General features: G+C 69.0%; 30 protein-coding genes. 17 read left to right on the forward strand and 13 right to left on the reverse strand.

Annotated elements, in window-relative coordinates:
* Nucleotides 1-5: 5 nt before the first annotated feature.
* Nucleotides 6-614 (forward strand): rhomboid family intramembrane serine protease, encoded by a 609-nt coding sequence (locus E0H45_RS15595; protein WP_131338057.1) that lies wholly within the window; start codon nt 6-8, stop codon nt 612-614.
* Here E0H45_RS15595 and E0H45_RS15600 read toward each other — a convergent pair.
* Nucleotides 607-1,527 (reverse strand): threonine/serine dehydratase, encoded by a 921-nt coding sequence (locus E0H45_RS15600; protein WP_131338058.1) that lies wholly within the window; start codon nt 1,525-1,527, stop codon nt 607-609. The genes E0H45_RS15595 and E0H45_RS15600 overlap by 8 nt on opposite strands.
* Nucleotides 1,528-1,576: 49 nt before the next feature.
* On the opposite strand from E0H45_RS15600, the gene E0H45_RS15605 reads away from it, so the two are divergent.
* Nucleotides 1,577-3,463 (forward strand): propionyl-CoA synthetase, encoded by a 1,887-nt coding sequence (locus tag E0H45_RS15605; protein ID WP_131338059.1) that lies wholly within the window; start codon nt 1,577-1,579, stop codon nt 3,461-3,463.
* Here the strand turns inward: E0H45_RS15605 and E0H45_RS15610 are convergent.
* Nucleotides 3,428-4,213, reverse strand: coding sequence for an alpha/beta fold hydrolase (locus E0H45_RS15610; RefSeq protein WP_131338060.1), 786 nt, complete (start codon nt 4,211-4,213; stop codon nt 3,428-3,430). The genes E0H45_RS15605 and E0H45_RS15610 overlap by 36 nt on opposite strands.
* 17 nt (nt 4,214-4,230) lie before the next feature.
* Between E0H45_RS15610 and E0H45_RS15615 the strand changes: the two genes are divergently transcribed.
* Together E0H45_RS15615 and E0H45_RS15620 are read left to right on the forward strand one after the other, a co-directional pair.
* The gene (locus tag E0H45_RS15615) at nt 4,231-4,881 is read left to right on the forward strand and encodes an SDR family oxidoreductase (protein WP_131338061.1); all 651 of its coding nucleotides are present in this window, start codon (nt 4,231-4,233) and stop codon (nt 4,879-4,881) included.
* Nucleotides 4,882-4,942: 61 nt separating this feature from the next.
* Entirely contained in the window at nt 4,943-5,350 is a 408-nt protein-coding gene (locus E0H45_RS15620) for an OsmC family protein (protein ID WP_238155026.1), read from the forward strand.
* On the opposite strand, the gene E0H45_RS15625 is transcribed toward E0H45_RS15620, so the two are convergent.
* Nucleotides 5,340-6,143: an alpha/beta fold hydrolase gene (locus tag E0H45_RS15625; protein WP_131338063.1), complete on the reverse strand. Its 804-nt coding sequence runs from the start codon at nt 6,141-6,143 to the stop codon at nt 5,340-5,342. The genes E0H45_RS15620 and E0H45_RS15625 overlap by 11 nt on opposite strands.
* 69 nt (nt 6,144-6,212) lie before the next feature.
* On the opposite strand from E0H45_RS15625, the gene E0H45_RS15630 reads away from it, so the two are divergent.
* Nucleotides 6,213-6,656, forward strand: a complete 444-nt coding sequence (locus E0H45_RS15630) for a MarR family transcriptional regulator (protein ID WP_131338064.1) — start codon at nt 6,213-6,215, stop codon at nt 6,654-6,656.
* On the opposite strand, the gene E0H45_RS15635 is transcribed toward E0H45_RS15630, so the two are convergent.
* Genes E0H45_RS15635 through E0H45_RS15645 form a run of 3 tightly spaced genes read right to left on the reverse strand, consistent with a single transcriptional unit; the run spans nt 6,645 to nt 8,737 of the window.
* Nucleotides 6,645-7,421, reverse strand: a complete 777-nt coding sequence (locus E0H45_RS15635) for an SDR family oxidoreductase (protein WP_131338065.1) — start codon at nt 7,419-7,421, stop codon at nt 6,645-6,647. The two genes, E0H45_RS15630 and E0H45_RS15635, sit on opposite strands and share 12 nt — an antisense overlap.
* The gene (locus E0H45_RS15640) at nt 7,418-8,257 is read right to left on the reverse strand and encodes a hypothetical protein (RefSeq protein WP_238155027.1); all 840 of its coding nucleotides are present in this window, start codon (nt 8,255-8,257) and stop codon (nt 7,418-7,420) included. Before E0H45_RS15640 ends, E0H45_RS15635 begins: the two co-directional genes overlap by 4 nt.
* Nucleotides 8,258-8,275: 18 nt before the next feature.
* Entirely contained in the window at nt 8,276-8,737 is a 462-nt protein-coding gene (locus E0H45_RS15645) for an Lrp/AsnC family transcriptional regulator (RefSeq protein WP_131338066.1), read from the reverse strand.
* 93 nt (nt 8,738-8,830) lie between these two features.
* Here E0H45_RS15645 and E0H45_RS15650 point away from each other — a divergent pair, with 93 nt between their 5' ends.
* Entirely contained in the window at nt 8,831-9,682 is an 852-nt protein-coding gene (locus E0H45_RS15650) for a TIGR03619 family F420-dependent LLM class oxidoreductase (protein ID WP_131338067.1), read from the forward strand.
* A complete protein-coding gene (locus tag E0H45_RS15655) occupies nt 9,679-10,104 on the forward strand; it encodes a nucleoside deaminase (protein ID WP_131338068.1) in 426 nt (141 codons plus the stop codon). The genes E0H45_RS15650 and E0H45_RS15655 overlap by 4 nt, the downstream gene beginning before the upstream one ends.
* Before the next feature lie 34 nt (nt 10,105-10,138).
* On the opposite strand, the gene E0H45_RS15660 is transcribed toward E0H45_RS15655, so the two are convergent.
* Both E0H45_RS15660 and E0H45_RS15665 read right to left on the reverse strand, forming a co-directional pair.
* Nucleotides 10,139-11,050, reverse strand: a complete 912-nt coding sequence (locus tag E0H45_RS15660) for an LppU/SCO3897 family protein (RefSeq protein ID WP_131338069.1) — start codon at nt 11,048-11,050, stop codon at nt 10,139-10,141.
* 55 nt (nt 11,051-11,105) lie between these two features.
* Nucleotides 11,106-12,065, reverse strand: coding sequence for a helix-turn-helix transcriptional regulator (locus E0H45_RS15665; protein ID WP_131340455.1), 960 nt, complete (start codon nt 12,063-12,065; stop codon nt 11,106-11,108).
* Between the two features lie 93 nt (nt 12,066-12,158).
* Between E0H45_RS15665 and E0H45_RS15670 the strand changes: the two genes are divergently transcribed.
* From E0H45_RS15670 to E0H45_RS15685, 4 genes are all read left to right on the forward strand, one after another.
* Entirely contained in the window at nt 12,159-13,106 is a 948-nt protein-coding gene (locus E0H45_RS15670) for a helix-turn-helix transcriptional regulator (RefSeq protein WP_131338070.1), read from the forward strand.
* A 26-nt stretch (nt 13,107-13,132) separates the two neighbouring features.
* On the forward strand, nt 13,133-13,813 hold the full coding sequence (locus tag E0H45_RS15675; protein WP_202872352.1) for an alpha/beta fold hydrolase: 681 nt from the start codon (nt 13,133-13,135) through the stop codon (nt 13,811-13,813).
* Nucleotides 13,810-14,112 (forward strand): DUF1905 domain-containing protein, encoded by a 303-nt coding sequence (locus E0H45_RS15680; RefSeq protein WP_131338072.1) that lies wholly within the window; start codon nt 13,810-13,812, stop codon nt 14,110-14,112. Before E0H45_RS15675 ends, E0H45_RS15680 begins: the two co-directional genes overlap by 4 nt.
* 61 nt (nt 14,113-14,173) lie before the next feature.
* The gene (locus E0H45_RS15685) at nt 14,174-14,722 is read left to right on the forward strand and encodes an isochorismatase family protein (protein WP_131338073.1); all 549 of its coding nucleotides are present in this window, start codon (nt 14,174-14,176) and stop codon (nt 14,720-14,722) included.
* Here E0H45_RS15685 and E0H45_RS15690 read toward each other — a convergent pair.
* Nucleotides 14,712-15,587, reverse strand: coding sequence for a LysR family transcriptional regulator (locus tag E0H45_RS15690; RefSeq protein WP_131338074.1), 876 nt, complete (start codon nt 15,585-15,587; stop codon nt 14,712-14,714). The genes E0H45_RS15685 and E0H45_RS15690 overlap by 11 nt on opposite strands.
* 75 nt (nt 15,588-15,662) lie before the next feature.
* On the opposite strand from E0H45_RS15690, the gene E0H45_RS15695 reads away from it, so the two are divergent.
* Entirely contained in the window at nt 15,663-16,172 is a 510-nt protein-coding gene (locus tag E0H45_RS15695; protein WP_131338075.1) for a cysteine dioxygenase family protein, read from the forward strand.
* Between the two features lie 46 nt (nt 16,173-16,218).
* Here the strand turns inward: E0H45_RS15695 and E0H45_RS15700 are convergent, their stop codons facing one another.
* Nucleotides 16,219-17,058 carry an aldo/keto reductase gene (locus E0H45_RS15700; RefSeq protein ID WP_238155028.1) on the reverse strand — a complete coding sequence of 280 codons (840 nt, stop codon included), beginning with the start codon at nt 17,056-17,058 and terminating at the stop codon, nt 16,219-16,221.
* A gap of 165 nt (nt 17,059-17,223) precedes the next feature.
* Between E0H45_RS15700 and E0H45_RS15705 the strand changes: the two genes are divergently transcribed.
* Both E0H45_RS15705 and E0H45_RS15710 read left to right on the forward strand, forming a co-directional pair.
* Nucleotides 17,224-18,063 (forward strand): phosphotransferase, encoded by an 840-nt coding sequence (locus tag E0H45_RS15705; protein ID WP_202872353.1) that lies wholly within the window; start codon nt 17,224-17,226, stop codon nt 18,061-18,063.
* Nucleotides 18,064-18,093: 30 nt separating this feature from the next.
* Nucleotides 18,094-18,846: an SAM-dependent methyltransferase gene (locus E0H45_RS15710; protein WP_131338078.1), complete on the forward strand. Its 753-nt coding sequence runs from the start codon at nt 18,094-18,096 to the stop codon at nt 18,844-18,846.
* On the opposite strand, the gene E0H45_RS15715 is transcribed toward E0H45_RS15710, so the two are convergent.
* Nucleotides 18,817-19,299, reverse strand: coding sequence for an NUDIX domain-containing protein (locus E0H45_RS15715; protein WP_131338079.1), 483 nt, complete (start codon nt 19,297-19,299; stop codon nt 18,817-18,819). The genes E0H45_RS15710 and E0H45_RS15715 overlap by 30 nt on opposite strands.
* 298 nt (nt 19,300-19,597) lie before the next feature.
* On the opposite strand from E0H45_RS15715, the gene E0H45_RS15720 reads away from it, so the two are divergent.
* From E0H45_RS15720 to E0H45_RS15730, 3 genes are read left to right on the forward strand one after another with little or no spacing between them, the layout of a single operon-like run.
* On the forward strand, nt 19,598-19,993 hold the full coding sequence (locus tag E0H45_RS15720; RefSeq protein WP_131338080.1) for a tautomerase family protein: 396 nt from the start codon (nt 19,598-19,600) through the stop codon (nt 19,991-19,993).
* A gap of 1 nt (nt 19,994) precedes the next feature.
* Nucleotides 19,995-20,480 carry an NUDIX domain-containing protein gene (locus E0H45_RS15725; protein WP_131338081.1) on the forward strand — a complete coding sequence of 162 codons (486 nt, stop codon included), beginning with the start codon at nt 19,995-19,997 and terminating at the stop codon, nt 20,478-20,480.
* Nucleotides 20,480-21,220 carry a DUF3626 domain-containing protein gene (locus E0H45_RS15730; RefSeq protein ID WP_238155029.1) on the forward strand — a complete coding sequence of 247 codons (741 nt, stop codon included), beginning with the start codon at nt 20,480-20,482 and terminating at the stop codon, nt 21,218-21,220. The genes E0H45_RS15725 and E0H45_RS15730 overlap by 1 nt, the downstream gene beginning before the upstream one ends.
* On the opposite strand, the gene E0H45_RS15735 is transcribed toward E0H45_RS15730, so the two are convergent.
* Both E0H45_RS15735 and E0H45_RS15740 read right to left on the reverse strand, forming a co-directional pair.
* On the reverse strand, nt 21,205-22,431 hold the full coding sequence (locus E0H45_RS15735; protein ID WP_131338082.1) for an RNA polymerase sigma factor: 1,227 nt from the start codon (nt 22,429-22,431) through the stop codon (nt 21,205-21,207). The genes E0H45_RS15730 and E0H45_RS15735 overlap by 16 nt on opposite strands.
* Nucleotides 22,428-22,754 (reverse strand): YciI family protein, encoded by a 327-nt coding sequence (locus E0H45_RS15740; protein WP_131338083.1) that lies wholly within the window; start codon nt 22,752-22,754, stop codon nt 22,428-22,430. Before E0H45_RS15740 ends, E0H45_RS15735 begins: the two co-directional genes overlap by 4 nt.
* Between the last annotated feature and the right edge of the window lie 65 nt (nt 22,755-22,819).

Below are 22,819 nucleotides of genomic sequence, written 5' to 3' on the forward strand. Positions count from 1 at the left end.
GATGTATGAGCTTCGAGACTCCGGCCAAGCGGACCGGGCGGGCCGTGGACACCGCCCGGATCGGTAGTGGGCTGAAGCTGCTCGTCGGCCTGGTGGGACTGATGTGGCTCTGCGAGGTCGTCGACACCGTGATGCACGGCGCGCTCGACCAGTACGGGATCGTCTCCCGCGAGCCCCACGGCCTGATCGGGATCCTGACCGCGCCGTTCCTGCACCTCGGGTTCGGGCACCTGATCTCGAACACGCTGCCGCTGGTGACGCTCGGCGCGCTGATCGCGGTCAGCGGAGCGACCCGGCTGTTCGCGGTGACCGCGATCGTGACGGTGATCGGCGGGTTCGGGACCTGGCTGATCTCACCGCCGAACACGATCACGATCGGCGCCAGCGGGCTGGTCTTCGGGTACGCGTCGTACCTGATCCTCCGCGGCCTGTTCAACCGGCGGCTCGGCCAGGTGCTGCTCGGCATCGTCGTCGTGATGGTCTGGGGCAGTGCCCTGCTCAGCGGGCTGCTGCCGCAGGACGGGATCTCCTGGCAGGGTCACCTGTTCGGTGGCATCGCCGGTGTGCTCGCGGCCTGGGTCCTGGCCGACGACAAGCAGCAACGCGTCAAATGAGCGTGGCCGGATCGGTGTTCGCTCCACAGATCACAACGGCCACGCGCTCACCGGCAGCCGGGCGGTAGGCCCCCGAGAGCAACGCGGCGTACGCCGTCGCGCCGCCGTGCTCGGTCGCCAGGTGGTACTGCCGCCAGAGCTCATTGCGGGCGGCAACGATCGCCTCGTCGTCGACGAGCACCGGCCGGACGCCGTACGTCTGGGCGGCCTCGAAGGCCAGCGAACCGATGCGCCGAGCACCGAGCGAGTCCGCGGCCACGCCGCCGACGGCTCCGTCGGTCGGCTCGCCCGCTTCGAGCGCCCGCTGCAACGTCGGCGCGAGCGCCGGTTCCACGCTCACGACCTGCGCGTTGTCGCCGATCGCGGTCGCGATGCCGGCGATCAGGCCGCCGCCACCGACCGCGACCAGGACCGTGTCGAACATGCCCGCCTGTTCGAGCAGTTCGAGGCCGACCGTACCTTGCCCGGCGACGACCTCCGGCTGGTCGTAGGCGTGCACCAGCAGCGCATCCGACTCGTCCCGGGCCGCGAGCGCCGCCTGGTACGCCTCGGCGTACTCCGATCCGACCTGCACGATGTCCGCGTCGAGGGTCCGCAGCTTGCCGAGCTTCGCGGCCGGGGTCGTCTCGGGGACGAAGATCCGGGCGGGTACGCCGAGTTCGCGCGCCGCGTACGCCGCCGCCAGCGCGTGGTTGCCGCCGGACGCGGCGACGATGCCCTGACCGGTCAGTTCGCCGCTGTCCTTCGCGGTGAGCAGCCGGTTGAACGCGCCGCGTGGCTTGAACGAGCCGGTGTGCTGGAGCAGTTCGAGCTTGAACGTGAGCCCCGGCGCCACCTCGATCACCGGCGTACGCCGTACCCGCCCGGCGATCCGTTCCGCGGCCTGCTTCACGTCTTCGAGGCTTACCGTCATGCCTCAACACTGCCACGATGGATACCAGCCGACGGACGGAGGCCATGGGATGGGCGCGTACGAGGAGAGCTACCGGCGGAGCCTGGACGACCCGCACGGGTTCTGGCTCGAGGCGGCTGAGGCGATCTCCTGGACGAGGCCGCCGACCCGGGCGCTCGACGCGACCGATGCGCCGATCTTCCACTGGTTCCCCGACGGAGTGCTGAACACGTCGTACAACGCTCTCGATCGGCACGTCGAGGCAGGTGACGGCGGCCGGACCGCGCTGATCTACGACTCACCGGTCACGGGGACCGGGCGGTCCTACACCTACGCGCAGCTGCGGGACGAAGTGGCGACGTTCGCGGGTGCGCTGGCGTCACTGGGTGTCGGCAAGGGCGATCGGGTGATCGTCTACATGCCGATGATCCCGGAAGCGGTCGTCGCGATGCTGGCCTGCGCGCGACTCGGCGCGATCCATTCCGTGGTGTTCGGTGGCTTCGCGCCTCGTGAGCTCGCGGCCCGGATCGAGGACGCCGGGCCTCGCGTGATCGTTGCGGCTTCTTGTGGCATCGAGCCGACGCGGATCGTCGAGTACAAGCCGATCATCGACGAGGCGCTCAACATCTCGTCGCACCAGCCCGAGCACACCATCGTCTTCCAGCGCGAACAAGCCCCGGCTGAACTGGGCGAACGCGATCTCGACTGGACCAGGCTGACCGCGACGGCCCAGCCGGTCGGCCCGGTGCAGGTCGCTGCGACCGACCCGCTCTACATCCTCTACACCTCGGGTACGACGGGACGTCCGAAGGGCGTCGTCCGCGACAACGGCGGCCACGCGGTCGCACTCGCCTGGACGATGCGCAACGTGTACGACATCGGACCGGGCGACGTGTGGTGGACCGCCTCCGACGTCGGCTGGGTCGTCGGCCACTCGTACATCGTCTACGCGCCGCTCCTGGCCGGCGCGACCACAGTCCTGTACGAAGGCAAGCCGGTCGGGACGCCGGACGCGGGCGCGTTCTGGAGGGTGATCTCCGAGCACCGCGTGAAGGCGTTGTTCACCGCGCCGACCGCGATCCGCGCGATCAAGAAGGTCGATCCCGAGGCGATCGAGCTGGCGAAGTACCCGCTGGACACGTTCCGGACGTTGTTCCTGGCGGGGGAGCGGCTCGACCCGGAGACGTACCACTGGGCGCACGAGCATCTCGGCGTACCGGTCGTCGACCACTGGTGGCAGACCGAGACCGGCTGGCCGATTGCGGCCAACCCGCGCGGACTCGAGCCGCTGCCCACGAAACCGGGCTCGGCGACCGTGCCGATGCCGGGCTGGAACGTGCAGATCCTCGATGCGTACGGCAAGGAGTTGCTGCCGCACGAGGAGGGCGCGATCGCGATCAAGCTGCCGCTGCCGCCGGGCGCCCTGCCGACGCTGTGGGGCGACGACCAGCGCTACATCGACAGCTACCTCAAGGAGTACGACGGCTACTACCTGACCGGCGACGGCGGGTTCATCGACGACGACGGCTACATCTTCGTGATGGGCCGCACCGACGACGTCATCAACGTGGCCGGCCACCGCTTGTCGACGGGCTCGATCGAGGCGGTCGTCGCGGCGAACCCGGCGGTCGCCGAGTGCGCGGTGATCGGTGTGCACGACGCGTTGAAGGGGCAGTTACCGCGGGCACTCGTCGTACTCAAGGCGGGCGCGACGGTGTCTGACGACGTACTGCGGGACGAACTGGTGGCCGCCGTACGCCGGGAGATCGGGCCGGTCGCCGCGTTCCGGGACGTGTCGGTGGTCGATGCGCTGCCGAAGACCCGCTCGGGCAAGATCCTGCGCCGCACGATGCGCGGAATCGCCGACGGGCGCGACGAGCCGGTCCCGTCGACCATCGAGGACCCCTCCGTACTGGACGCGCTACGCCCCGTGCTGCGCGGCGGTCAGGAAGGCTAGGACCGCCGGACTCGCGACCGACCGGAACTCGTGGAAATAGGCGTGCCGGGAACCCGTGATGAGTTCGGCCCGTGCCCCCGGGATCCGGTCGGCGAGCAGCTGCGCGTTCGTGGCCGGACTGAAGATGTCGTCGGTGCCATGCAGGATCAGGGTCGGCGCGGTGATGGACGGTAGGCCGTCCCACGCGTCGTGCCTGTTGCTGGCCACCAGATGCCTGCGTTTGGCGTACGACGGCATGGTCGGGTCACCGAGCACGTAGTAGGGGCCGTGATTCTCAGCGAGCCACTCCGGGGTGTACATGAGCTCAAGGAGCACGCGATCGGTTCGCGCCGGATCGGCCAGCGCCTTGCGGATCTCCTGGCTGCGCTCGTACCCGTGCGCCGCACCGGGGGAGGTACAGCCCAGGACCAGTGCGTCGACACGCTCGGGATGGTTGATCGCCAGCCACTGCGCGACCCGCCCGCCCATGGAAGTCCCGTAGACGTGCGCGCTGTCCAATCCGAGGTCGTCGAGCACCGCGATCACGTCGTCCGCGAACCCGACCGTGCTGTAGACCTCGTCCGGCGCGTCGCTCTCGCCGGTTCCCCGCCAGTCCAGCGTGATCGTCCGGTACTGCGCCTCGAAGTCCACCCGGACCGGATCCCACCAGGTGTGGCTGTTCGACTGCCCGGCGAGGAGAACAAGTGGTTGCCCGACGCCCCGAACCTGGTAGGCGATCCTCGTCCCGTCGATGGCTGCTGCGTTGGGCACAGAGATAGTCTGCAGGCATGCGAGTCGTGATTGCGGGTGGACACGGGCAGATCGCGCTGCGGCTGACGAGGTTGCTGAGCGCTGACGGGCACCAGGTGGTCGGGGTGGTGCGGAACCCGGACCACGAGGCCGACATCGCCGCGGCCGGCGGGCAGGCCGCCGTACTGGATCTCGAGCAGGCCGAGGTCGGCGCGGTGGCCGAGGTGCTGGCCGGCGCGGACGTGGCGGTCTTCGCCGCGGGCGCCGGGCCGGGCAGCGGGAACGCGCGCAAGGACACGGTCGACCGCGGTGCGGCCGCGCTGTTCGCCGACGCTGCTGAGCAGGCCGGCGTACGGCGGCACATCCAGGTCGGCTCGATCAACGCGGAACTTGCCCTGTCGCTGACCGACGACGAGACGTTCACGGTCTATCTCCGGGCCAAGTGGGCCGCTGAGGAGGACCTCCGGGCCAGAGACCTGGACTGGACGATCCTGCGCCCCGGCAGCCTGACCGACGACCCCGGGACCGGCACGGTGTACCTCGCCGACAAGACCGGTCGCGGCCGGATCACCCGCGACGACGTCGCGCTGGTGCTGGCCGGCCTCTGTGACGCTCCGGCCTCGATCGGCCGGACGCTCGAGCTCATCGGCGGGGACACACCCGTCGCCGAGGCCCTCGAGAATCTCTGACCCTTATGACGTTGCCACAAGCAACAGAATGTGACGGGATATGGCAGACACACTGCGGCAGGTGACCTTCGAGCGCCTGGCGAACAGCAGCTACGAGGTGCGGAACGCTCGCGGCGGGAGCATCCGGATCGGCTCCGGCGGCGCGGACACCGACTTCACGCCGGTCGAGCTGCTGCTGGCCGCGATCGGGACCTGCTCGGCGATCGACGTCGACGTCGTGGTGAGCCGCCGGGCCGAGCCGACCGAGTTCAGCGCCGTGGTCCGTGGCGACAAGATCCGGGACGCCGAGGAAGGCAACCGGATGGAGAACCTCGCGGTCGAGCTCACCGTGCGCTTCCCGGAGGGCGAGGACGGCGACAAGGCCCGCGAGGCACTGCCGCGCGCCGTGAAGATGTCCCACGACCGCCTCTGCACGGTCAGCCGCACCGTCGAGCTCGGCACACCGGTCACCACAACGGTCAACGACTGAGCAGTTCGCGAAGGCGCTGTGCGTAGGCCTTCGGGTGGCTCAGGTTGCCGTTGTGGCCGCCTGGGAAGGTCTGCAGGTCCTGGCCGATGAGCTCGGCCAGGGCCTCGGCGCACTGGTAGTCGAAGACGGTGCGCGGAGTCGTCGTACCCGCGGCCGGGACGATCCGCACACCGCTTGCTGACAGCTCGGCCGGATCGAGATCGTCGCCCGCGGCGGCGGCGAAGTCGTGGCGGATGAAGTAGTCGAAGTTCGCGAGCCGGTTGGCGTCCATCGGGAAGTTCGTGCGGCCCGGTTCGCCGTTCGCCGGGTCGATGCCGAGTGAGCGGACGATGGCCGGGATCGTGGCCTCGAGTCCGTGGGCCAGGTACTGGTCGCGGAGCTCGGTGAGTTCGTTGCGGTGCAGCTTGGGCTTGGGCTCGGCGAGCAGCCACGGCGCGATCGGCTCGTGCGCGACGAGCGTGTGCAGCTGCGGCGGATGCTTCACGGTCAGATGCAGACCGATGACCGCGCCGAGGCTGCAGCCGAGCATGGCGACGGGCTCGTCGGTGACATGTGCGAGCAGACGGTGTACGTCGTCCGCGTGGTCGGCGATGGTGGCGCCCGGCTCCTCGAGCTTGCTCCGGGACAGGCCCCGGCGGTCGTAGGTGAGCACGGTGTAGTCGTCGATGAGCTGCTGGACGAGGTCCGTACTGCGGTCGGCATCGCCTTCACCGCTCTGCGAGATCAGCAGCAGCGGCCCGTTGCCTTCGAGTTGGTAGTGGAGGACTGCTCCGGGAACGTCGATCGTGGTCATGGATCGGAGATTACATCTGATTCGATACATCTAGCAAGATGTATCGGACTTGATGTAGATTCTGGGGCTGTGAACGGTGTCGAGCTCTTCCTGCTCGGGCGGGCGCTGATGAAGATCGGCGAGGAGGCGTTGCCGGAGCCGCCCGGCGGCGCGGCCAAGTACGCCGGCAGCGCGCGGATGGTGCTGATCGTCGCGAGTGACATCGCCGAGCATCCGGCGAGCGCGGTGGGGGAGATCGCTGCCCGCACCGGTCTGCCGCAGAGCCAGGTGTCGACCGCGATCGCCCGGCTGAAGGAGGCCGGCTCGGTCATCACGACGACCGATCCTGCCGACCGCCGCCGGGCGCTGGTCAGTCAGGCGCCGGGCGTCTCGGACCGCCTGGCTCAGGTCCGTGCCACCAGCATCGAACCGGCCCTCGCCGCGGCGCTGGGCACGGACGACCCCGCACGCGTCGCGGAGGTCGCGCGCACCCTGCAGCAACTCGCCCTCGACCTGCAGGGGTCAGGGGAGTAGGAACTCGTCGGCCGATCTGAGGCGCGTCTTCAACTGCTCCTGAGTACGACGGCAGTCGAGCTGGATGTTCGACGGCTCACCCGGCTCCGAGGGCAGCTGGTCCGGATCGAATCCGTCGCGGATCGCGATCTTCCTGCCCAGCTCGAGCCGGCTCAATGCCTGCGGTCCCGCGACATGGGTGATGCCGGTGATGTCGGACGTGATCAATTCGATCAGCGCCGACGCGAGATCGGCGACGTGCACGGGGCAGCGGATGTTGCCGCTGTAGAAGGCTCCGGGTTCGCCGGCCGCCAATCGACGTACCCGTTGTTCCTCGCCCGACTGGCCGTCCGATCCGACGATGATCGACGTCCGCGTGATGACCGCGTCGGGCAGGAGCGCCTGGATCGCCGTCTCGGCCGCTGCCTTGGCCGCGCCGTACGGCGTGGTCGGACAGGGCGGTTCGTCCTCGGGATAGGCCGCGTCCCGTGGTCCGAACACGGCGTCGCTCGACACGAACACGAGCCTCGCGCCGCCGGCCGCGAGGGCGACGTTGACCGCACCATCGGCCGTCGCCGCCCAGTCGTCCTGCTTGTAGGCGGTGTGGATGATCCCGTCCGGCCGGACGCTGCGGATCACGTCGTGCACCGCGTCACGTCGCCGTACGTCGAGCTGCACGCCACCCGGCACGACCTGCGAGTAGTACGCCGGCACCATCTCGTGCCCGGCCGTGCGCAGGAGTTCACGCCCCAGGAGGCCAGCGGCCCCAGTGACGAGCAATCTCACCCGATCAGCTTATGACGCTCGAGTCGCCAGCCGGCGGTCCGCGTGGCGCGCTTCACCTCGGCAACCGTCCGCACCTTCCGCGGAGTCATCCACGACTGCGATGGCTTGTGCAACATCCAGCCGTCTCCGATGGTGAGCGCCGCGTGCTGGACCAGCCCTGCAGTGTTACGCCAGACGAACACCGTGCCTGGTGCGTCGTCTTTGCCGCCGCGTTCGGTGTGGTTCGCGAGCCATTCCTCGAACGGTTCGCGCACCATCCAGACCGACTCGGCGCCTTCGACGCCGCAGGCGGCCATCACGGTGCCGAAGCAGTTCGGTCCGCTTCCGTCCGGGAACGTGCCGGCCAACTCGCGGACGCGTGGCAGCGCCGCGGGCCAGGTCCGGACCTCGGCATGCCGGCTCGGCCCGAGATCCTCGCTCACGATCTCGGGCAGCACGCGCGCCGGCTCCCGGAGCAGCGACTTCCACCAGACGAACCGATGTCCGTCCGCCTGCTGCCGAACCTCCGGCCCGACGATCCGCGCCCACTTCCGCACCGTCGGCACTGCGCCACGGTCGTAGTTGACCTGCGCCCGAACCAGCGCCGCCCGCGTCGCCTGCGGCAGGTCGCCGTACGCCGCCTCGCTCAGCCAAGCGGTCCGAGCAGCCTTCCCGTCGACCGCATACGTCAGGTAGGTGTCGCGATTCTCCCGGCTCGGCTCCCGATCGTCCGTCGCCAGCTTCCAGGCAGTCGCCTGCTTCTTCGTCACAAAGAACGGCTGCTCGTCCGGTGCGAGCCAATCAACCCATCGATCCAGCAGGTCAGGCGAGACGTCGATCCCCAGCACGGTCAGCACCGGGCAACGCTCTCATCCTCAGCCCTGATCGGTCACCGGCTTTTGTGGGCCTCGATAGCGCTGGGTCTGTGAGTAGACGAGGTTGGTGGTCGTGCTGCCGAAGTCGGTGAGCTCGTTGACGAGCTCCTCCAGGTGCGGCATCGACGCGGCCGCGACCTTCAGGGTGTAGCAGTCGTCGCCGGTGGTTCGCAGGCACTCGAGGATCTCGCGCCGCTCGGCCAGTAGCCGGTGCAGCGGCTCGTGCTTGTTGCCGGGGTACTTCAGCCGTACGACGGCCAGCACCGGGTAGCCGACCTTCGTCAGGTCGACCTCGGCGCGGTACCCGGAGATCACGCCGATCGACTCCAGCCGGCGTACCCGCTCGGTGGTGGCCGAGGCGCTCAGGTTGACCCGCTTGCCGAGCTGCGTCAGCGACAGCCGGGCGTCCTCCTGCAGCTCGTGCAGGATCGCCCAGTCGGTCGGATCGAGACTCTCGGTCATACGCACAATCTACCGGTGATTCCCCGGCGCGGCACGGCGTACACCGGGAGGATTGTCTTCAGAAGTGGGGTGCCGCCTGGATAGCCTGAGGGCGTGGAAATTGGAGTGAACGTGCCGAACTTCGGCCCGGGGACGAATCCGGCGCGGCTGCGGGACTGGGCACGCGTCGTCGAGGGACTCGGGTACGACCTGCTGATGGTGTCCGACCATGTGGTGATCACGCCGGACGTCGCGGAGCAGTACCCGGCGCCGTTCTACGAGCCGTTCACCACGCTGAGCTGGCTGGCCGGGATCACCGAGCGGGTCCGGCTCGGGACGACGGTGCTGATCGCGCCGTACCGCCATCCGTTGCTGGTGGCAAGGATGGCGGCGAACCTCGACGCGTTGAGCGGCGGCCGGTTGGTGCTCGGCGTCGGGGTCGGCTGGGCGCGGCAGGAGTTCGAGGCGCTCGGCGCGGAACATGCGGACCGCGGTCGGCGTACGGACGAGGTGCTCGCCGAGTTGCGGCGTGCGTGGACCGATACGGCGGACTACGGCGCCGGGGCGATCCCGATCTGGGTCGGCGGTTCGAGTACGGCGGCATTCCGGCGGACCGTCCGGTACGGCGACGCGTGGCATCCGCTGCGGCAGACGATTGAGCAGCTGCGGACCGGACTGGATCGCCTGCGGACGGCTGCGGCGGCGCAGGACCGGCCGGTGCCGGGGTTCGCGCCGCGGATCCTGCTCCGGCTGACGGACAAGCCGCTGCGCGACGATGATCGGGTGGCGGGCGAGGGTTCGATCGAGCAGGTGCTGCGGGATCTCGCCGTACTGCGGGAGCTCGGCGCGCAGAGCGTCGTACTCGATCCGTTCGTCGGCGACCCTACTGAGACCGAGCGGCCCGAAGCGGCCTGGCAGGCGCTGGCGACGATCGCCACGCAACGAAGTGGACTGGAGACGACGTGACACCTGAGGCAGAAGGATTCCTGCGCCGCGCGATCGCGCTCGCCGGGGAGGCACGGAAGGACGGGAACCCGCCCTTCGGCTCGCTGCTGGTCGGCCCCGACGGCACCGTGCTGATCGAGGAGCGGAACACGACGATCACCGAGGGGAACATCAGCTTCCACCCGGAGCTGAAACTCGCGGTGTGGGCGGCTCAGCAACTGTCGCCCGAGGTCGCGGCCGGCACCACCATGTACACCAGCTGCCAGCCGTGCGGAATGTGCTCGGGGGCGCTGGCGAGGTCCGGCCTCGGCAAGGTCGTGTTCGCGCTGTCGGGTGAGCAGCTCGACGGGCTCAAGTCGACGGGCGGCTTCCCCGACGTACCGCTGGAGGGCCCGGCGCTGTACGACGAGGCGCGCGTGCCGGTGGACGGGTACTACAGCTGAGGCTGGGGTCCCGGCGACGGGACCCCAGCACTCGCTACTTCACCGGGGTGAGGCAGAGCGTGTACTTCGTCGAGCCGCTCTGGTAGACGTACGACGCCTCGGCGTCCTCGCCGCACTGGCTGTCGTCGGTCGAGTCGTCGATCTTGTCGACGATCTTGTACTCGGCCTCCGAGGACGTGCAGTCGACCACCTTCACGTCCGGCTTCGCCGAAGTGCCCTGGTTGACGACGCAGGCGCCGATCTTGGCCTTCGACTCGGTCGAGTTCAGGTTCGCGACCACGATCGCCGCGATCAGCGCGATCGGCAGCAGCAGACCGAGGATCGCCGGCCGCTGGAACAGCGGCTTGCCCGGGTTCATCGGCCGGCCCTGACCCGGCGTGGGCTCCGGGAGGCCCTTGAACTTCTGCATCGGGCCGATGTTCATCAGCATCGTGATCGGGTTGATGATCGACGAACCGATACCCCACCAGCCCTGCCAGAGGCTCTTCGCGGTCATGTCGCGCACCGACGCGATCCCGCAGGTCCGGCAGAACGGGCCCTGCAGCTTCAGGAACCGCATGATGATGATCAGGCCCTGGTGGCCGCGCACGGTCGCCTCGACCGCCGGGTAGCCGCCGCAGAAGCGGCAGGCCATCTGGCCCTGCGGCGCGTGGCCCTGCTGCGGGAACGACTGGCCCTGCTGGTACTGCTGCTGGCCCTGGTACTCCTGGCCCGGGTACTGGCCCTGCGGCGGGTACTGCTGGCCGCCGTCCTGCGGGTACGTCTGACCCGGCTGCTGCTGGTACTGCTGGCCGCCGTACGGCTGGCCCGCGTACTGCTGCTGACCGGGCTGACCGGGCTGACCCGGCTGCTCGCCGTACTGCGGGAACTGCTGCTGTGGCGGACCGTAGCCGGCCGGCTGACCTGAGTACGGGTTCTGCGGCGGCTGGGGAGGGGATGTGGTCACGGATCGTTCCTGAGGCTGATCGAGGGGGTGTCGGGACACGTTGACCCACGGCACCTTACTCATCCCGGTGGTTCACCGCGGCATAGCGCCGCGTCAATTCCCGGCCAAGTCGCGCCAGTTCCGCCTGCACCGACGGCGGGTCGACGACCTCGATCGACCCTCCCCAGCCGGCGAGGTGCTGCGCGATCATCAGCGGAGTGGGCGCGGTGACCTTGAGCCGGACCCGGTCCCCGTCGGTCCCGTCGACCTCACAGTTGCGGCCGAGCCGGTCCTGCATCACCCACACGAACCGCTCGTCCATCAGCACAGTTGCCGTCAGCCCCGATCGTCGTTCCTCCATCCGTTCGACGATCTCGACCCACGCCGCCGACAGCTCGAACCCGTCCGGCCGCTCGAAGGTCTCGCCGGTCGTCTCGGCGTCGACTACCCGGTCGATGCGGAACGTCCGCTGCCCCTTCTCCGACCAGGCGATCAGGTACCAGACGTCGTCCTTGTCCACGAGACCGAGCGGGTCCACCAGCCGTTCCGACGTCTCCCGGCCGCGTCCGGAGTAGTGCAATCGGACGCGTTCCCGGCGTACGACGGCGTCCTGCAGGCGACGTACCAGCTCTGGGCGTTCCTTCACGTGCTCGCCCCAGCGGGCCGGGTCGATCACCACCGCCTCGGCTGCCGCCTGGGCGTGCTCGCGGAAAGTGTCCGGCAGGGCCCGCACGAGCTTGCGCAGGGCCGCTTTCGCGTCGGGAGCGATCGACGCCGCCGGACCCACGAGCAGGAACAACGCCTGCGCCTCGGTCGCCGTCAGCCCGCTCAGATCGGTTCGGGCACCGCCGACCAACTGCCAGCCGCCGTTCCGGCCCGGCTGTGGATAAACCGGGATGCCGGCGGTCGACAACGCCTCCAGGTCCCGGCGCGCGGTCGCGACCGAGATCTCCAGTTCCGCCGCGACATCGGCCGCGGTCACCCGGCCCCGGGCCTGCATCAGCAACAGCACCGCCACCAACCGATCCGCCCGCATGACCCCGATCGTCGCAGACAAACCGCTCACCGTCTGAGCAGTTAAAACGGGCTACGCTCAGTTCCGGACGGCCTTCTTCCGGAATGGTGACTGATGGCGTACGACGTGAGCCCGACGGCGCGGACCCTGATGGTCCTGGAGCTGATCCAGAACAGCCCCGGCATCACCGCGGAGCAACTGGGAGACAAGCTCGGGGTCTCCGAGCGCGCGGCCCGCCGGTACGTCGCGATCCTGCGCGAGGCCGACATCCCGATCGAGTCGGTGCGCGGACCGTACGGCGGCTACCGGGTCGGACGTGGCTTGCGGCTGCCGCCGTTGATGTTCAGCCCGACCGAGGCGCTCGGCCTGGTGATGGCGGTGCTCGAGGGACCGCGCGGCGCCGCGGATCCGGTCGAGGACGCGCTCGGGAAGATCGTCCGGGTGCTCCCCGAGGCCGTCGCCCGGTCGACCGACGCGATCCGCCGGGTCAGCGCGCGCGGACCCGATCCCGGCGCCCGGACCCCTGATCCCGAGATCACCGCCGCCCTCGTCTCGCTCAGCGCCGACTGCCGGCGCGTGACGATCCACTACCGCCGCCACGAGGACGAGTGGCCGATGGACGTCGACCCGTGGGCGGTCGTCGTACGCCGTGGTCGCTGGTACCTGCTGTGCTGGTCGCACGCCAAGGACGCCCGGCGCGTGCTCCGCGTCGACAAGATCACCAAGGTCGAGGCGCAGCCGGCCTCGTTCGCGCCACCCGAAGATCTCGATCCGCTGGCCGCTGTGGAGGAACACCTCGCGATGGGTTGGCGATACCCGATCGAGGTCGAGATCGACGCGCCTCTCGACGACGCCGCCTGCTGGATCCCGCGCAGCATGGGCCGCCTGGAACCCATCGACGAGGACCGCACCCGCCTCCTCGCCAGCACCGACGAACCCGACTGGTACGCCGCCCACCTGTCCGAGATCCGCGCCCCGTTCCGGATCGTCGGCGGCCCCGAGCTCCAAGCGGCCTGCCAGATCCTCGCGCAACGCCTGCTCGCCGCGAGCACGCCCGACTGATGCTCACCTGGGGATCCGGAGACCGCGTGGCGCTCCTCGTCCACGGAATGCTCGGCGCAGCCTCGCAGTACCACTCGGTCGGCCCGGCGCTGGCGGACCGCGGGTACCGGGCGGTCGCGGTCGATCTGCCCGGTCATGGCGATGCACCGCGGGCGCCGGACGCGACGATGGATCTGTTCGTCGACGCGGTCCTCTCGGTTGTCGACAGGCCGCCTGCGCTCGCGATCGGTCACTCGCTCGGGGCGATCGTGCTGTCACACGCGCTGCCTCGCCTGCAGCCCGGTCGGGCGGTGTATGTCGACGTACCCCTCTCTGCCCCGTCCGCGGCCCCGCCGGCGTCGGCCGCGGAGCTGCGCGAGCGCTTTACGGCGTCGCGTGCCGCGCGCACTGTGGAGCGGCTAGCTATCCGGCCCGATTGGTCTGCTGAGGATTGCCGAGTTGAGGCGGAGGCGGCTGCTCGGTTCGATGTCGAGACGGCGGTTGCGCTCGAGCGTTCGTACTTCGGCGGGGATGCGGTCCAGGGGCCTGTGGTGCCTTCGCTGGTGGTTCGGGCCGATCCGAGTCGCTATGTGTCGGCGGAGCGGGCCCGTGAGCTGGAAGAGCTGGGATTCTGGGTCCGGTCGGTGCCGGGTGCGGGGCATTCGGTCTGGTACGGACACCTCGACGACTTCATGGGAGTGCTGGACGAGTGGCTGGAAGCGGGATGAACGACATCGAGTTCTCGGGGGAGATCTGGTACTGGCGAGGGCCGGCGCCCTGGTACTTCATCACGGTCCCCGACGAGGAGAGCGCGTACTTCGAGGCGGAGTCGAACTTCGTCACGTACGGGTGGGGGATGATCCCGGTGGCCGCCGAGATCGGCGCGAGCGTCTGGGACACGTCGATGTTCCCGAAGGACGGGCGGTACGTCCTGCCGGTGAAGGCCGCCGTACGGCGGGCGGAGGATCTCGACGACGGCGACGTACCGACCGTGCGGCTGCGGTTGCGGGGCTGGACGAAGGCGTGACGGAAACTGTCGGCGGCCGGGTCTAGCGTTCGCCGTACACGTTCGAGAGGGAGGTGCCGAGATGTCCACGCTGTCCGACCGGCCGCACACGGCTGTGCTCGTGGTCGACGTCCAGAACGGTGTCGTGGGGGAGGCGTTCGAGAGAGACCGCGTCGTCGCCAACATCAGCACGCTCGTCGGCAAGGCCCGCGCCGGTGGAGTCCCGGTCGTCTGGGTCCAGCACTCCAGCGAGAACCTCGTTAAGGACAGCGAGCAGTGGCAACTCGTGCCTGAACTGTCCCGGGACGGCTCGGAGTCGCTCGTCCACAAGACGTACGCCGACAGCTTCGAGGCGACCGACCTGGAGGACGTCCTCGCCAGCGCCGGCATCGGCCACCTGATTGTCAGCGGCGCGCAGACCGACGAGTGCATCCGCTCGACGATCCACGGCGCGATGGTCCGCGGGTACGACGTGACACTGGTCGCCGACGCCCACACCACCGAGGACCTGAGCGAGTACGGCGCACCGACGCCCGACAAGGTGATCGCGCACACCAACCTCTACTGGCAGTACCACCGGGCCCCGGGACGGACTGCCGCCGTCCAGAAGACCGACGAGGTCACCTTCTGACTGCCTCAGCGGCTGACTGCTGCAGGGCGTTGACCAGGGCGGCGACGGGTGGTGGATCGGGTGGTTCGCCGTACGTCGCGGCGTACACGTGACGTCGAGAGCCCGGCAGTTCGGTGGCGGTGATGCCGGCGGCGTGGTGGGTGCGCAGCGCGAGGCCCGGCATCGTGGTCACACCGAGTCCGGCCGCCACGAGCGCCTGCATCACGACCATGTCGTCCGACGTGTAACCGATCCGGGGCTCGTAGCCCTCCGCGGCGCACAGCGCGATCAGGTGGCTTCGGCAACGATCGCATCCGGCGATCCAGGTCGCGTCGCGCAGGTCGGCCACCGTGGCCGGTCCGTCGGACAGCACGTACAGCGGATCGTCGACCAGATGGTGGAGTCGTACGCCGTGCGGCTCGGGCGCGGTCTCGTCGTACCGGAACACGATCGCCACGTCGATCTTGCCGGTGCGGAGCAGCTCGAACGCCTCGGGGGGATGGGTGTCGACGAGGTTCACCTCGAGCCCGGGATGTTTCGCTGCCAGCTCGGCCATGGCGGCCGGAACGAGCGCGCCGATCGCGGACGAGAAGCCCGCCAGCCGGATCCGGCCCGCGCTCAGGCCGATGTGCGCCGACAGTTCGGCATCCGCGGCGTCGATCCGGCCGATGATCTCCGCCGCCCGAGCCGCGAGCAGCCGTCCGGCCTCGGTCAACCGGATCCCGCGGCCGACCCGCTGCAGCAGCTGCGCGCCGGTCTCGGCTTCCAGGCGCCCGAGGTGGTGCGTGACGGACGGCTGGGAGTAGTGCAACTCGCGCGCGGCAGCGGTCACCGAGCCGTGGCGTGCGACCGCGTCGATCACCCGCAACTTCGTGACATCGAGCATGTATCAATTCTATCTATCAATGAGTACGAAACTTGGCATTAGACGTTATGGGTTGACCCGGCGCAATCTCAAGACATGACGACCACAGCAACCAGAACCAGTGAACTCACCGCCCTGATCAGCAGCGTCCGGGATGCCGTCGACCGGCACTCGGACTGGAACCAGACCGCTCAACACGTCGGCGCCGGGCTGCGGCGCAACTTTCCGAGCCCCGACGTACTGACCGCCGAACAGCGCCTCGGATCCCCTGACAGCTACCAGAGCCACACACTGCACGTCGAGTCGGACGGTTCGTTCTCGATCATCGCCGTGGTGTGGCGGCCCGGGCAGCTGACGCGGATCCACGATCATGTGACGTGGTGCGTGGTCGGGGTACTGCAGGGCGTCGAGCACGAGGAGTTGTTCGACACCGACCTGCGGCTGATCGGTGAGAGCGACAACCACGTCGGCGAGGTGAGCGCGTTCGCGCCGCCCGGCGACATCCACCGGGTCCACAACACCTTCGACGAGACCGCGATCTCGCTGCACATCTACGGCACCGACGTGACCCGGATCGGTTCGAGCGTCCGTCGGTACTACGACTGACGCCGGGCCGGCCCGGCCTTCGCGGCCGCGCCGGCCGAGGCCGGAATCAGTCGACGAGCGAGTCGAGTACGGCGACGTCCTCGGGGGAGAGGGCGAGGTCGGCGGCTCGCAGGTTCTCCTCCAGGTGTTGTGCGCTCGAGGTGCCCGGGATCGCGAGGACGTGATCGCCGCGGCTCAGCGTCCACGCCAACCGCACCTGCGCGACCGTCGCACCATGACGATCCGCGATCTCCTGAACCGGCCCGGAATCAGGCACCCCGCCCCCCTCCCGCGACTCCGCGGTGAGCGTGAAGAACGGGATGAACGCGATCCCCAACTCTCCGCACAACTGCAGGATCTCGTCGTTCGCCCGCCCGAATCCCACGCTGTACCGGTTCTGCACCGCAATCACCGGCGCGATCTCGAGCGCCTCCTGGAGGTGCGGGACCCGCACGTTCGACACACCCAAGTGCCGGATCATGCCCTTCGCCTGCAACTCGGCCAGGGCGCCGAAATGCTCCGCAATCGACTCCAACCCGGCCTGCCGCAGGTACACAAGGTCCAGCGAATCGACCCCGAGAACCCGGAGATCGCTCTCCACGAGTTCCCGCAACTGGTCCGGTCGCGCCAGCCCGTGCTTCGTCGGCCCGACCTTGGTCGCGATCACGAGCTCTTCCGGGTACGGCGCCAGCGCGCGCCGGAGCACGTCGTTCGCCCAGCCCAGGCTCTCGAAGTCCGTCCCGCCGGACCGTCCGTAACTCGGGTAGAACTCCGCGGTGTCGAGGTGATTCACCCCGAGCTCGACGACTCGCCGCAGCAGCGCGATCGCCCGGTCCTGGACGTCGGCCCCGCCGCCGTCACCACCCGCGAGCCGCTTCGTCCCGAACCCGATCCGCCGAACCGGCACCCCTCCGAGCGACCAGAATTCGCCGGACTTGCTTTCCGCAATTTCCGATGATAAGTTAATTGGTAGGGACGCATTCTCCTGTGAATTCTGCATTCGGCCAGGATAAATCCTTCCAAGTAATTCGTCCACCTTTTCCCGCATTTTTCTTGCGCTACTCTCATGCGCGTGGGACTCACCGAGCGACAGCAACAGCTCCTCGACACGTGGCTGCCATCCGCGGCGATCGTGCGTGACCACAGCTGGGGTCTGATCGGAACGCTCGTCCTGGAGCTCGAGCACCACGGGGAGCGCTACATCGCGAAGGCCGGCGACGACGCCGACCATCATCTCGCCCGCGAAATCCGTGCCCACCGCAACTGGTTGCAGCCGTGGACCACGCGGGGGAGAGCGGCCGAGCTGATCCACGCCGACGAGGACGCCAAGCTCCTCCTGACGCGTTTCCTGCCCGGTGAGCTCGTCGAGGGCACGCCGTACGAATGGGCGCCCGGCACCTATCACGAGGCCGGCGAACTGCTCGCGGCATTTCACCGGCAATCCGCCGTACCGGATGACAACTACGAGTCGCGCGAGAACGAGCGCACGCTTGCAGGGCTCGACAAACCGCACCGGATCGCGCCGGACCTCGCCGACCTTCTCCGGGCAACGATCGAGGCCTGGCCGACACCGCCCGCGACGCTCGTACCGACCCATGGCGACTGGCAGCCCCGCAACTGGCTCGTCGACAACGGCACCGTCCGCGTCATCGACTTCGGCCGCGCGGCCATGCGCCCGGCGTACACCGACCTCGCCCGCCTGGCCGCGCAGCAGTTCCGCTCCGAGCCAAGCCTTGAGCCGGCGTTCATCACCGGCTACGGTTCGGACCCGCGCGAACCGGAAGCCTGGCAGCGCGCCCGGCTCCGCGAGGCGATCAGCACGGCTGTGTGGGCACACCAGGTCGGGGATGAAGCCTTCGAGCAACAAGGGCATCGAATGATCGCGGAAGCCGTCGCCGAAATTGCGTTGTGAGCTCACGGAGCACGCTGGCATCGTCGCGCCATGTCCAGTCAACTCCTGCGCGAAGCGCTCACCCTTGACCGTTATCCACGATCGAACACCTACGACCAGCAATGGGTCGTCGACAATCTCATGGGCCCGCACCCGCTGTGGAGCGCCGAAAGCCTGCTGCAGGCGATGACACTGCGGCCCGGAATGCGGGTCCTCGACCTCGGCTGCGGTACGGCGCTGACGTCGATCTTCCTGGCCCGTGAGTACGAGGTCGACGTCTGGGCCACCGATCTCTGGGTCGACCCCACCGAGAACTGGCAACGCGTTCAGAACGCCGGCGCGGCCGACCGGGTGCATCCGATCCAGTCCGACGCCCGCAAACTCCCGTTCGCACACGGGTTCTTCGACGCGGTCGTCAGCATCGGCGCGTACAACTACTTCGGGACCGGCGTCGACTACCTCCCGTACCTCGCCGAGTTCGTCCGCCCGAACGGGACACTCGGCATCATCACCCCTGGCATCCGGACCGCGCCCGACTTCTCCCCGCCGCCGTACGTCGCGGATCGCTGGGGACCGGACCTCTGCACCTGGCTGCCGCCGGACTGGTGGCGGCACCTCTGGGAACGCACCGGCCTGGTCACCGTCGAAACCGCCGACTTCGTACCGAACGGCTGGGCCGACTGGCTCCGCTGGTTGCAGGCGTGCGCACAGGTCGGCCGCGGGTACGAACCCGACGAACACCTACTGGAAGCCGACCAGGGAAAGCTCCTCGGCCTAACCCGCGTCGTCGCCCGCCTCAATTAGTCGCGTCAGATGCTGTCGGAGCGCGGCCGGGTAAATCCCGAATTCCTCCAGGTCCGCCGCGTCGGCCCACCGCAGTTCGAAGTGATTGGTCGCAGAATGCTCCACCGCTTCGTCACCTGACAGTTCCGGTACGCCGTCCACGTCGCTGATGAGGAAGTAGTACGCCGGCCGCCCGTTGTGCGTGCCGGTCCACAGCAACCGGTCCACGGCGCCGGTGAGCGTCGTCTCCTCCTCGAGCTCACGAAGCGCAGCACCCGCAGCCGACTCACCCGCCTCCACATGCCCGCCGGGAAGAACGGCATACCGATGCCCATCACACCGAGGCCCCGGTACGTCGCCGTACTCGCACATCACGCACTCCGCAGACGCCCCCTGCCGCAGATAACGCTTCACCACCAGAACCTTGCCCGCCTCAACCACAACCGCGGCCCCACGCGGAATCTTCGCACTCATGACAAGAGAGTCTGACCGCCACCACCGACAAGTATCCGGCCCCAGTCATCACCGCCGCCCACACCAGCCCCGCGCCGCCATCAACCGCGCCTCAAGCACAAGACCGGATATCCCCGCGTGTGTAGGCTTCTCCGCTGGTATGCGAGGGGAGAACCTCCAACACCAGTGGATATCCATCCCGGTGTCCGAGGTGCGCGGCGCCGACCCTGCGTCGCACGAGCTGAATATTCGCTCGCCGGAGTGTGGGCTTCGTGGTGGGGTCGGGGGTGTTGTCGTCGATCGTGGAAGGATTCTGCAGATGCCTAGCGCGCAGATCGAAGTTCGTCGTGAGTACTCCGAAGCCGATGAGGCCGGCCTGATCGAGGCGGTGCACGGTGCGCTGGTCACGGCGTTCCAGATCCCGCCGCAAGACAAGGACGTGCGTCTCGTCGTCCACGCGCCGCACCGGTTCGCGTGCTCGCCGCGTCTGACCGAGCCCGAGTTCTTCACGCTCGTCACCGTGGACTGCTTCGCCGGCCGCTCGATCGACGCCAAGCGCAAGCTCTACACCGAGATCATCAGCAACCTGAAGCCCTTCGGCATCCCCGCAGACCACGTCACCATCCTCGTTCGCGACCACCCCACCTCGAACTGGGGCATCCGCGGCGGCCAGGCCGCCTCCGACCTGGACCTCGGCTTCAACATCAACGTCTGACGTGCCACTCCGCTCGACCCGGCACCTGACGTCGGTCTTCCTCGTGCGGGAGGGAAGCGTACTGCTCCTCTACCGCCGCGGATCGCGCGCGATCGCGGACTCGTGGGTCGGCATCGGCGGCCACGTCGAGCCGCACGAGCTCACCGACCCGACAGCTGCCGCGCTCCGGGAACTGGACGAGGAGATCGGTGTCACGGCCGACCAGTTGACCGATCTCGCGCTCCGGTACGTCGCCGTACGCGACACCGGCGACGAGGTGCGTACGACGTACTACTTCACCGCCAACCTCCGCCCCGCGGCGCCCGTACCGACGGAATGCACCGAGGGCGATCTGCGGTGGTTCGATCTGACGATGGACCCGACGACGCTCGACATGCCGCCGACCGCGCGGATCGCGTTCGCGCACTGGCTGTCCTGCGGCCGGCAGGATGAGCAGCTGCGCTTCATCATGGTCGACGCCGACGGCCGCGAGACAGGGCAGTTCTGATGATCACCGTGCAGTTCCATCCCAATTGGCCGCATGGCGCGCGGACGGTCATCGAGTCGATGGCCGCGGACGGGGTGTATCGGTCGCAGTTCGCGACGGGCATCTCCAACGGCGGACTGACGGCGTTCCGCGGGGGAGACCGGTGGGAGTGGGAGAGCCGGTTGTTCTCCGGGCGGTACGACGACCAACCGGAACTGGACCGGCCCATCTACGGGGTGTGGAACCGGCAGCGTGACGTGTACGGCGGAGCGATCCGCTTCGGGTCGTCGTACCTCCGGCTCAAACCCGAGGCGATCGAGCGGGCGACGTTCTGCTTCCCGGACTCCGCCCGCGATCCGGCCGATGTCGGCGACCGGAGGGTCCTGCCGCACTTGTGTCAGCTGGCCGACGAGGCACGTCTCGACGACCTGGACGACTACGTCGAAGCGCATGTCCACGGCGCGCTGAGCCTCGCCACCGACGTCGAGGCAGTGGTCCTGGACCCGTCGTTCGTGAGCACACCCGTCGAGGACGCCGCCCGCGAACTCGGCTGCCCGATCGAGTACCACCCGGGCTTTCGCGCAACCCCGGCCACCTTCGATCCGGCGTACCGCGGCCCAGAGATCGTCGACCTCGCCCGCTCGCTCGGCCCGGAACTCACCCCCGACCTGCTCGGCCGCGCGGCCGGCGCGCATCCGGCGCAGTCGATCAAGTACGTCTGGCACTACCTCGCGCGCTACGGCCGTCAGCTCACCAGCTGATCGCGACGACGGCTCAGGTACGCGACCTCGGCAGTGTTCTCGGCCAGCTCGATCGCTGCGTCGTAGGCGGCCCGCGACTCCTGACTGCGGCCGAGCCGCCGGAGCAGGTCGGCGCGCGCGGCGTGGTACGCGTGGTACCCGGACAGCTTGTCGTCCAGCCGATCGATCGTCGCCAGCGCGACCTCGGGACCGTCGAGCTCGGCGACCGCGATCGCGCGGTTGAGGGCAACGATCGGTGAGCGGTCGACGCGGACGAGTTGGTCGTAGAGCGCCACGACCTGCGACCAGTCGGTGTCGGCCGCGTCGCGGGCCGACGTGTGGACGGCGTTGATCGCCGCGAGGATCTGATAGCGGCCCGGAGGCTGCCGGGTCGCGAGGCGCTCGCGGACGAGACGGTGGCCCTCGGCAACCAGCGCCGTGTCCCAGGCGCCGCGGTCCTGGTCGCGCAGGGAGATCAGTTCACCGGTCGCCGAAACCCGTGCGGTACGCCGGGCCTCGATGAGGAGCATCAGCGCGAGCAGGCCGGCGACCTCGCCGTCGTCCGGCAGCAGCGCCCGGATCAGCCGGGTGAGCCGAATCGCCTCCGCGGTCAGCTCCTGCCGGACGGGATCGGTGTCGGGGCCGGTCGCCAGATAGCCCTCGTTGAAGACGAGAAACAGCACCGCGAGTACGCCGGACACGCGTCCCGGAAGGTCCTCCGCGGCCGGGACCCGGTACGGGATCTTGGCCGCTTTGATCTTCGCCTTCGCGCGGGTGATCCGCTGACCCATCGCGGTCTCCTGGACCAGGAACCCACGGGCGATCTCCGGCACGGTCAGGCCGCCGATCATCCGCAGCGTCAGCGCCACCCGGGTCTCCATCGCGAGCGCCGGGTGGCAACAGGTGAAGATCAGCCGGAGCCGCTCGTCGTCGATCACGCCGAGAGGCTCGGGCGGTTCGTCGTACGACATCTGAGCCTCCTTCTGCTTGTCGTCACGTTTGCTCTCGCGCCGGATCCGGTCGATCGCCCTGCGGTTGGCGGTCGTGGTCAGCCAGGCGCCGGGGTTGGGCGGTACGCCGTCCGCGGGCCAGCGCTCGACCGCCGTCGCGAACGCCTCGGCGGCCGCCTCCTCGGCGATGTCGAGGTCACCGAACCGCCTGGTCAGCGAGGCGACCACCCGCGCCCATTCCTCGTGGTGGACCCGGGTGATCGCTTCCTGGACGTCGCTCACAGGAACGGCCGCACCTCGAGCCGGCGGTTGCACGCCTTCGACGCCGCAGCGGCGAGCTTCAGCGCCACGTCGAGGTCCGGTGCCTCGAACACCCAGAAGCCGGCCATGTGCTCCTTCGACTCCAGGTACGGCCCGTCGGTGAAGATCGGCTCGCCGTCGCCCCGGGCGTCGATCACGGTGGCGTCGCTGGGGGCGCTGAGGCCACCCGCGAACACCCAGTGCCCACCCGCCACCAGCTGCTCGTTGAACGCGTCGATCGCCGCGTCCTCGTCCGCAGTCGACGACCCGGTCCGGTTGTCAATCACAGAAATCAGATACTGCATGACGATCTCCAGTCCACTCTGCTCAACCCTGCCTACACCCACCCAACGAACCCCACCCCGCCATT

The organism is Kribbella soli (assembly GCF_004331345.1).
Lineage (GTDB): Bacteria > Actinomycetota > Actinomycetes > Propionibacteriales > Kribbellaceae > Kribbella > Kribbella soli.

What these genes read in the sequence shown, in the direction of transcription:
- E0H45_RS15645 (WP_131338066.1), bottom strand. Translation starts at nt 8,737, where the DNA reads ATGACCGAGAGTCTCGATCCGACCGACTGGGCGATCCTGCACGAGCTG.
- E0H45_RS15730 (WP_238155029.1), top strand. Translation starts at nt 20,480, where the DNA reads ATGATCACCGTGCAGTTCCATCCCAATTGGCCGCATGGCGCGCGGACG.
- E0H45_RS15720 (WP_131338080.1), top strand. Translation starts at nt 19,598, where the DNA reads ATGCCTAGCGCGCAGATCGAAGTTCGTCGTGAGTACTCCGAAGCCGAT.
- E0H45_RS15740 (WP_131338083.1), bottom strand. Translation starts at nt 22,754, where the DNA reads ATGCAGTATCTGATTTCTGTGATTGACAACCGGACCGGGTCGTCGACT.
- E0H45_RS15615 (WP_131338061.1), top strand. Translation starts at nt 4,231, where the DNA reads ATGCGAGTCGTGATTGCGGGTGGACACGGGCAGATCGCGCTGCGGCTG.
- E0H45_RS15695 (WP_131338075.1), top strand. Translation starts at nt 15,663, where the DNA reads ATGACGACCACAGCAACCAGAACCAGTGAACTCACCGCCCTGATCAGC.
- E0H45_RS15600 (WP_131338058.1), bottom strand. Translation starts at nt 1,527, where the DNA reads ATGACGGTAAGCCTCGAAGACGTGAAGCAGGCCGCGGAACGGATCGCC.
- E0H45_RS15670 (WP_131338070.1), top strand. Translation starts at nt 12,159, where the DNA reads ATGGCGTACGACGTGAGCCCGACGGCGCGGACCCTGATGGTCCTGGAG.
- E0H45_RS15690 (WP_131338074.1), bottom strand. Translation starts at nt 15,587, where the DNA reads ATGCTCGATGTCACGAAGTTGCGGGTGATCGACGCGGTCGCACGCCAC.
- E0H45_RS15715 (WP_131338079.1), bottom strand. Translation starts at nt 19,299, where the DNA reads ATGAGTGCGAAGATTCCGCGTGGGGCCGCGGTTGTGGTTGAGGCGGGC.
- E0H45_RS15605 (WP_131338059.1), top strand. Translation starts at nt 1,577, where the DNA reads ATGGGCGCGTACGAGGAGAGCTACCGGCGGAGCCTGGACGACCCGCAC.
- E0H45_RS15685 (WP_131338073.1), top strand. Translation starts at nt 14,174, where the DNA reads ATGTCCACGCTGTCCGACCGGCCGCACACGGCTGTGCTCGTGGTCGAC.
- E0H45_RS15625 (WP_131338063.1), bottom strand. Translation starts at nt 6,143, where the DNA reads ATGACCACGATCGACGTTCCCGGAGCAGTCCTCCACTACCAACTCGAA.
- E0H45_RS15680 (WP_131338072.1), top strand. Translation starts at nt 13,810, where the DNA reads ATGAACGACATCGAGTTCTCGGGGGAGATCTGGTACTGGCGAGGGCCG.
- E0H45_RS15710 (WP_131338078.1), top strand. Translation starts at nt 18,094, where the DNA reads ATGTCCAGTCAACTCCTGCGCGAAGCGCTCACCCTTGACCGTTATCCA.
- E0H45_RS15595 (WP_131338057.1), top strand. Translation starts at nt 6, where the DNA reads ATGAGCTTCGAGACTCCGGCCAAGCGGACCGGGCGGGCCGTGGACACC.
- E0H45_RS15665 (WP_131340455.1), bottom strand. Translation starts at nt 12,065, where the DNA reads ATGCGGGCGGATCGGTTGGTGGCGGTGCTGTTGCTGATGCAGGCCCGG.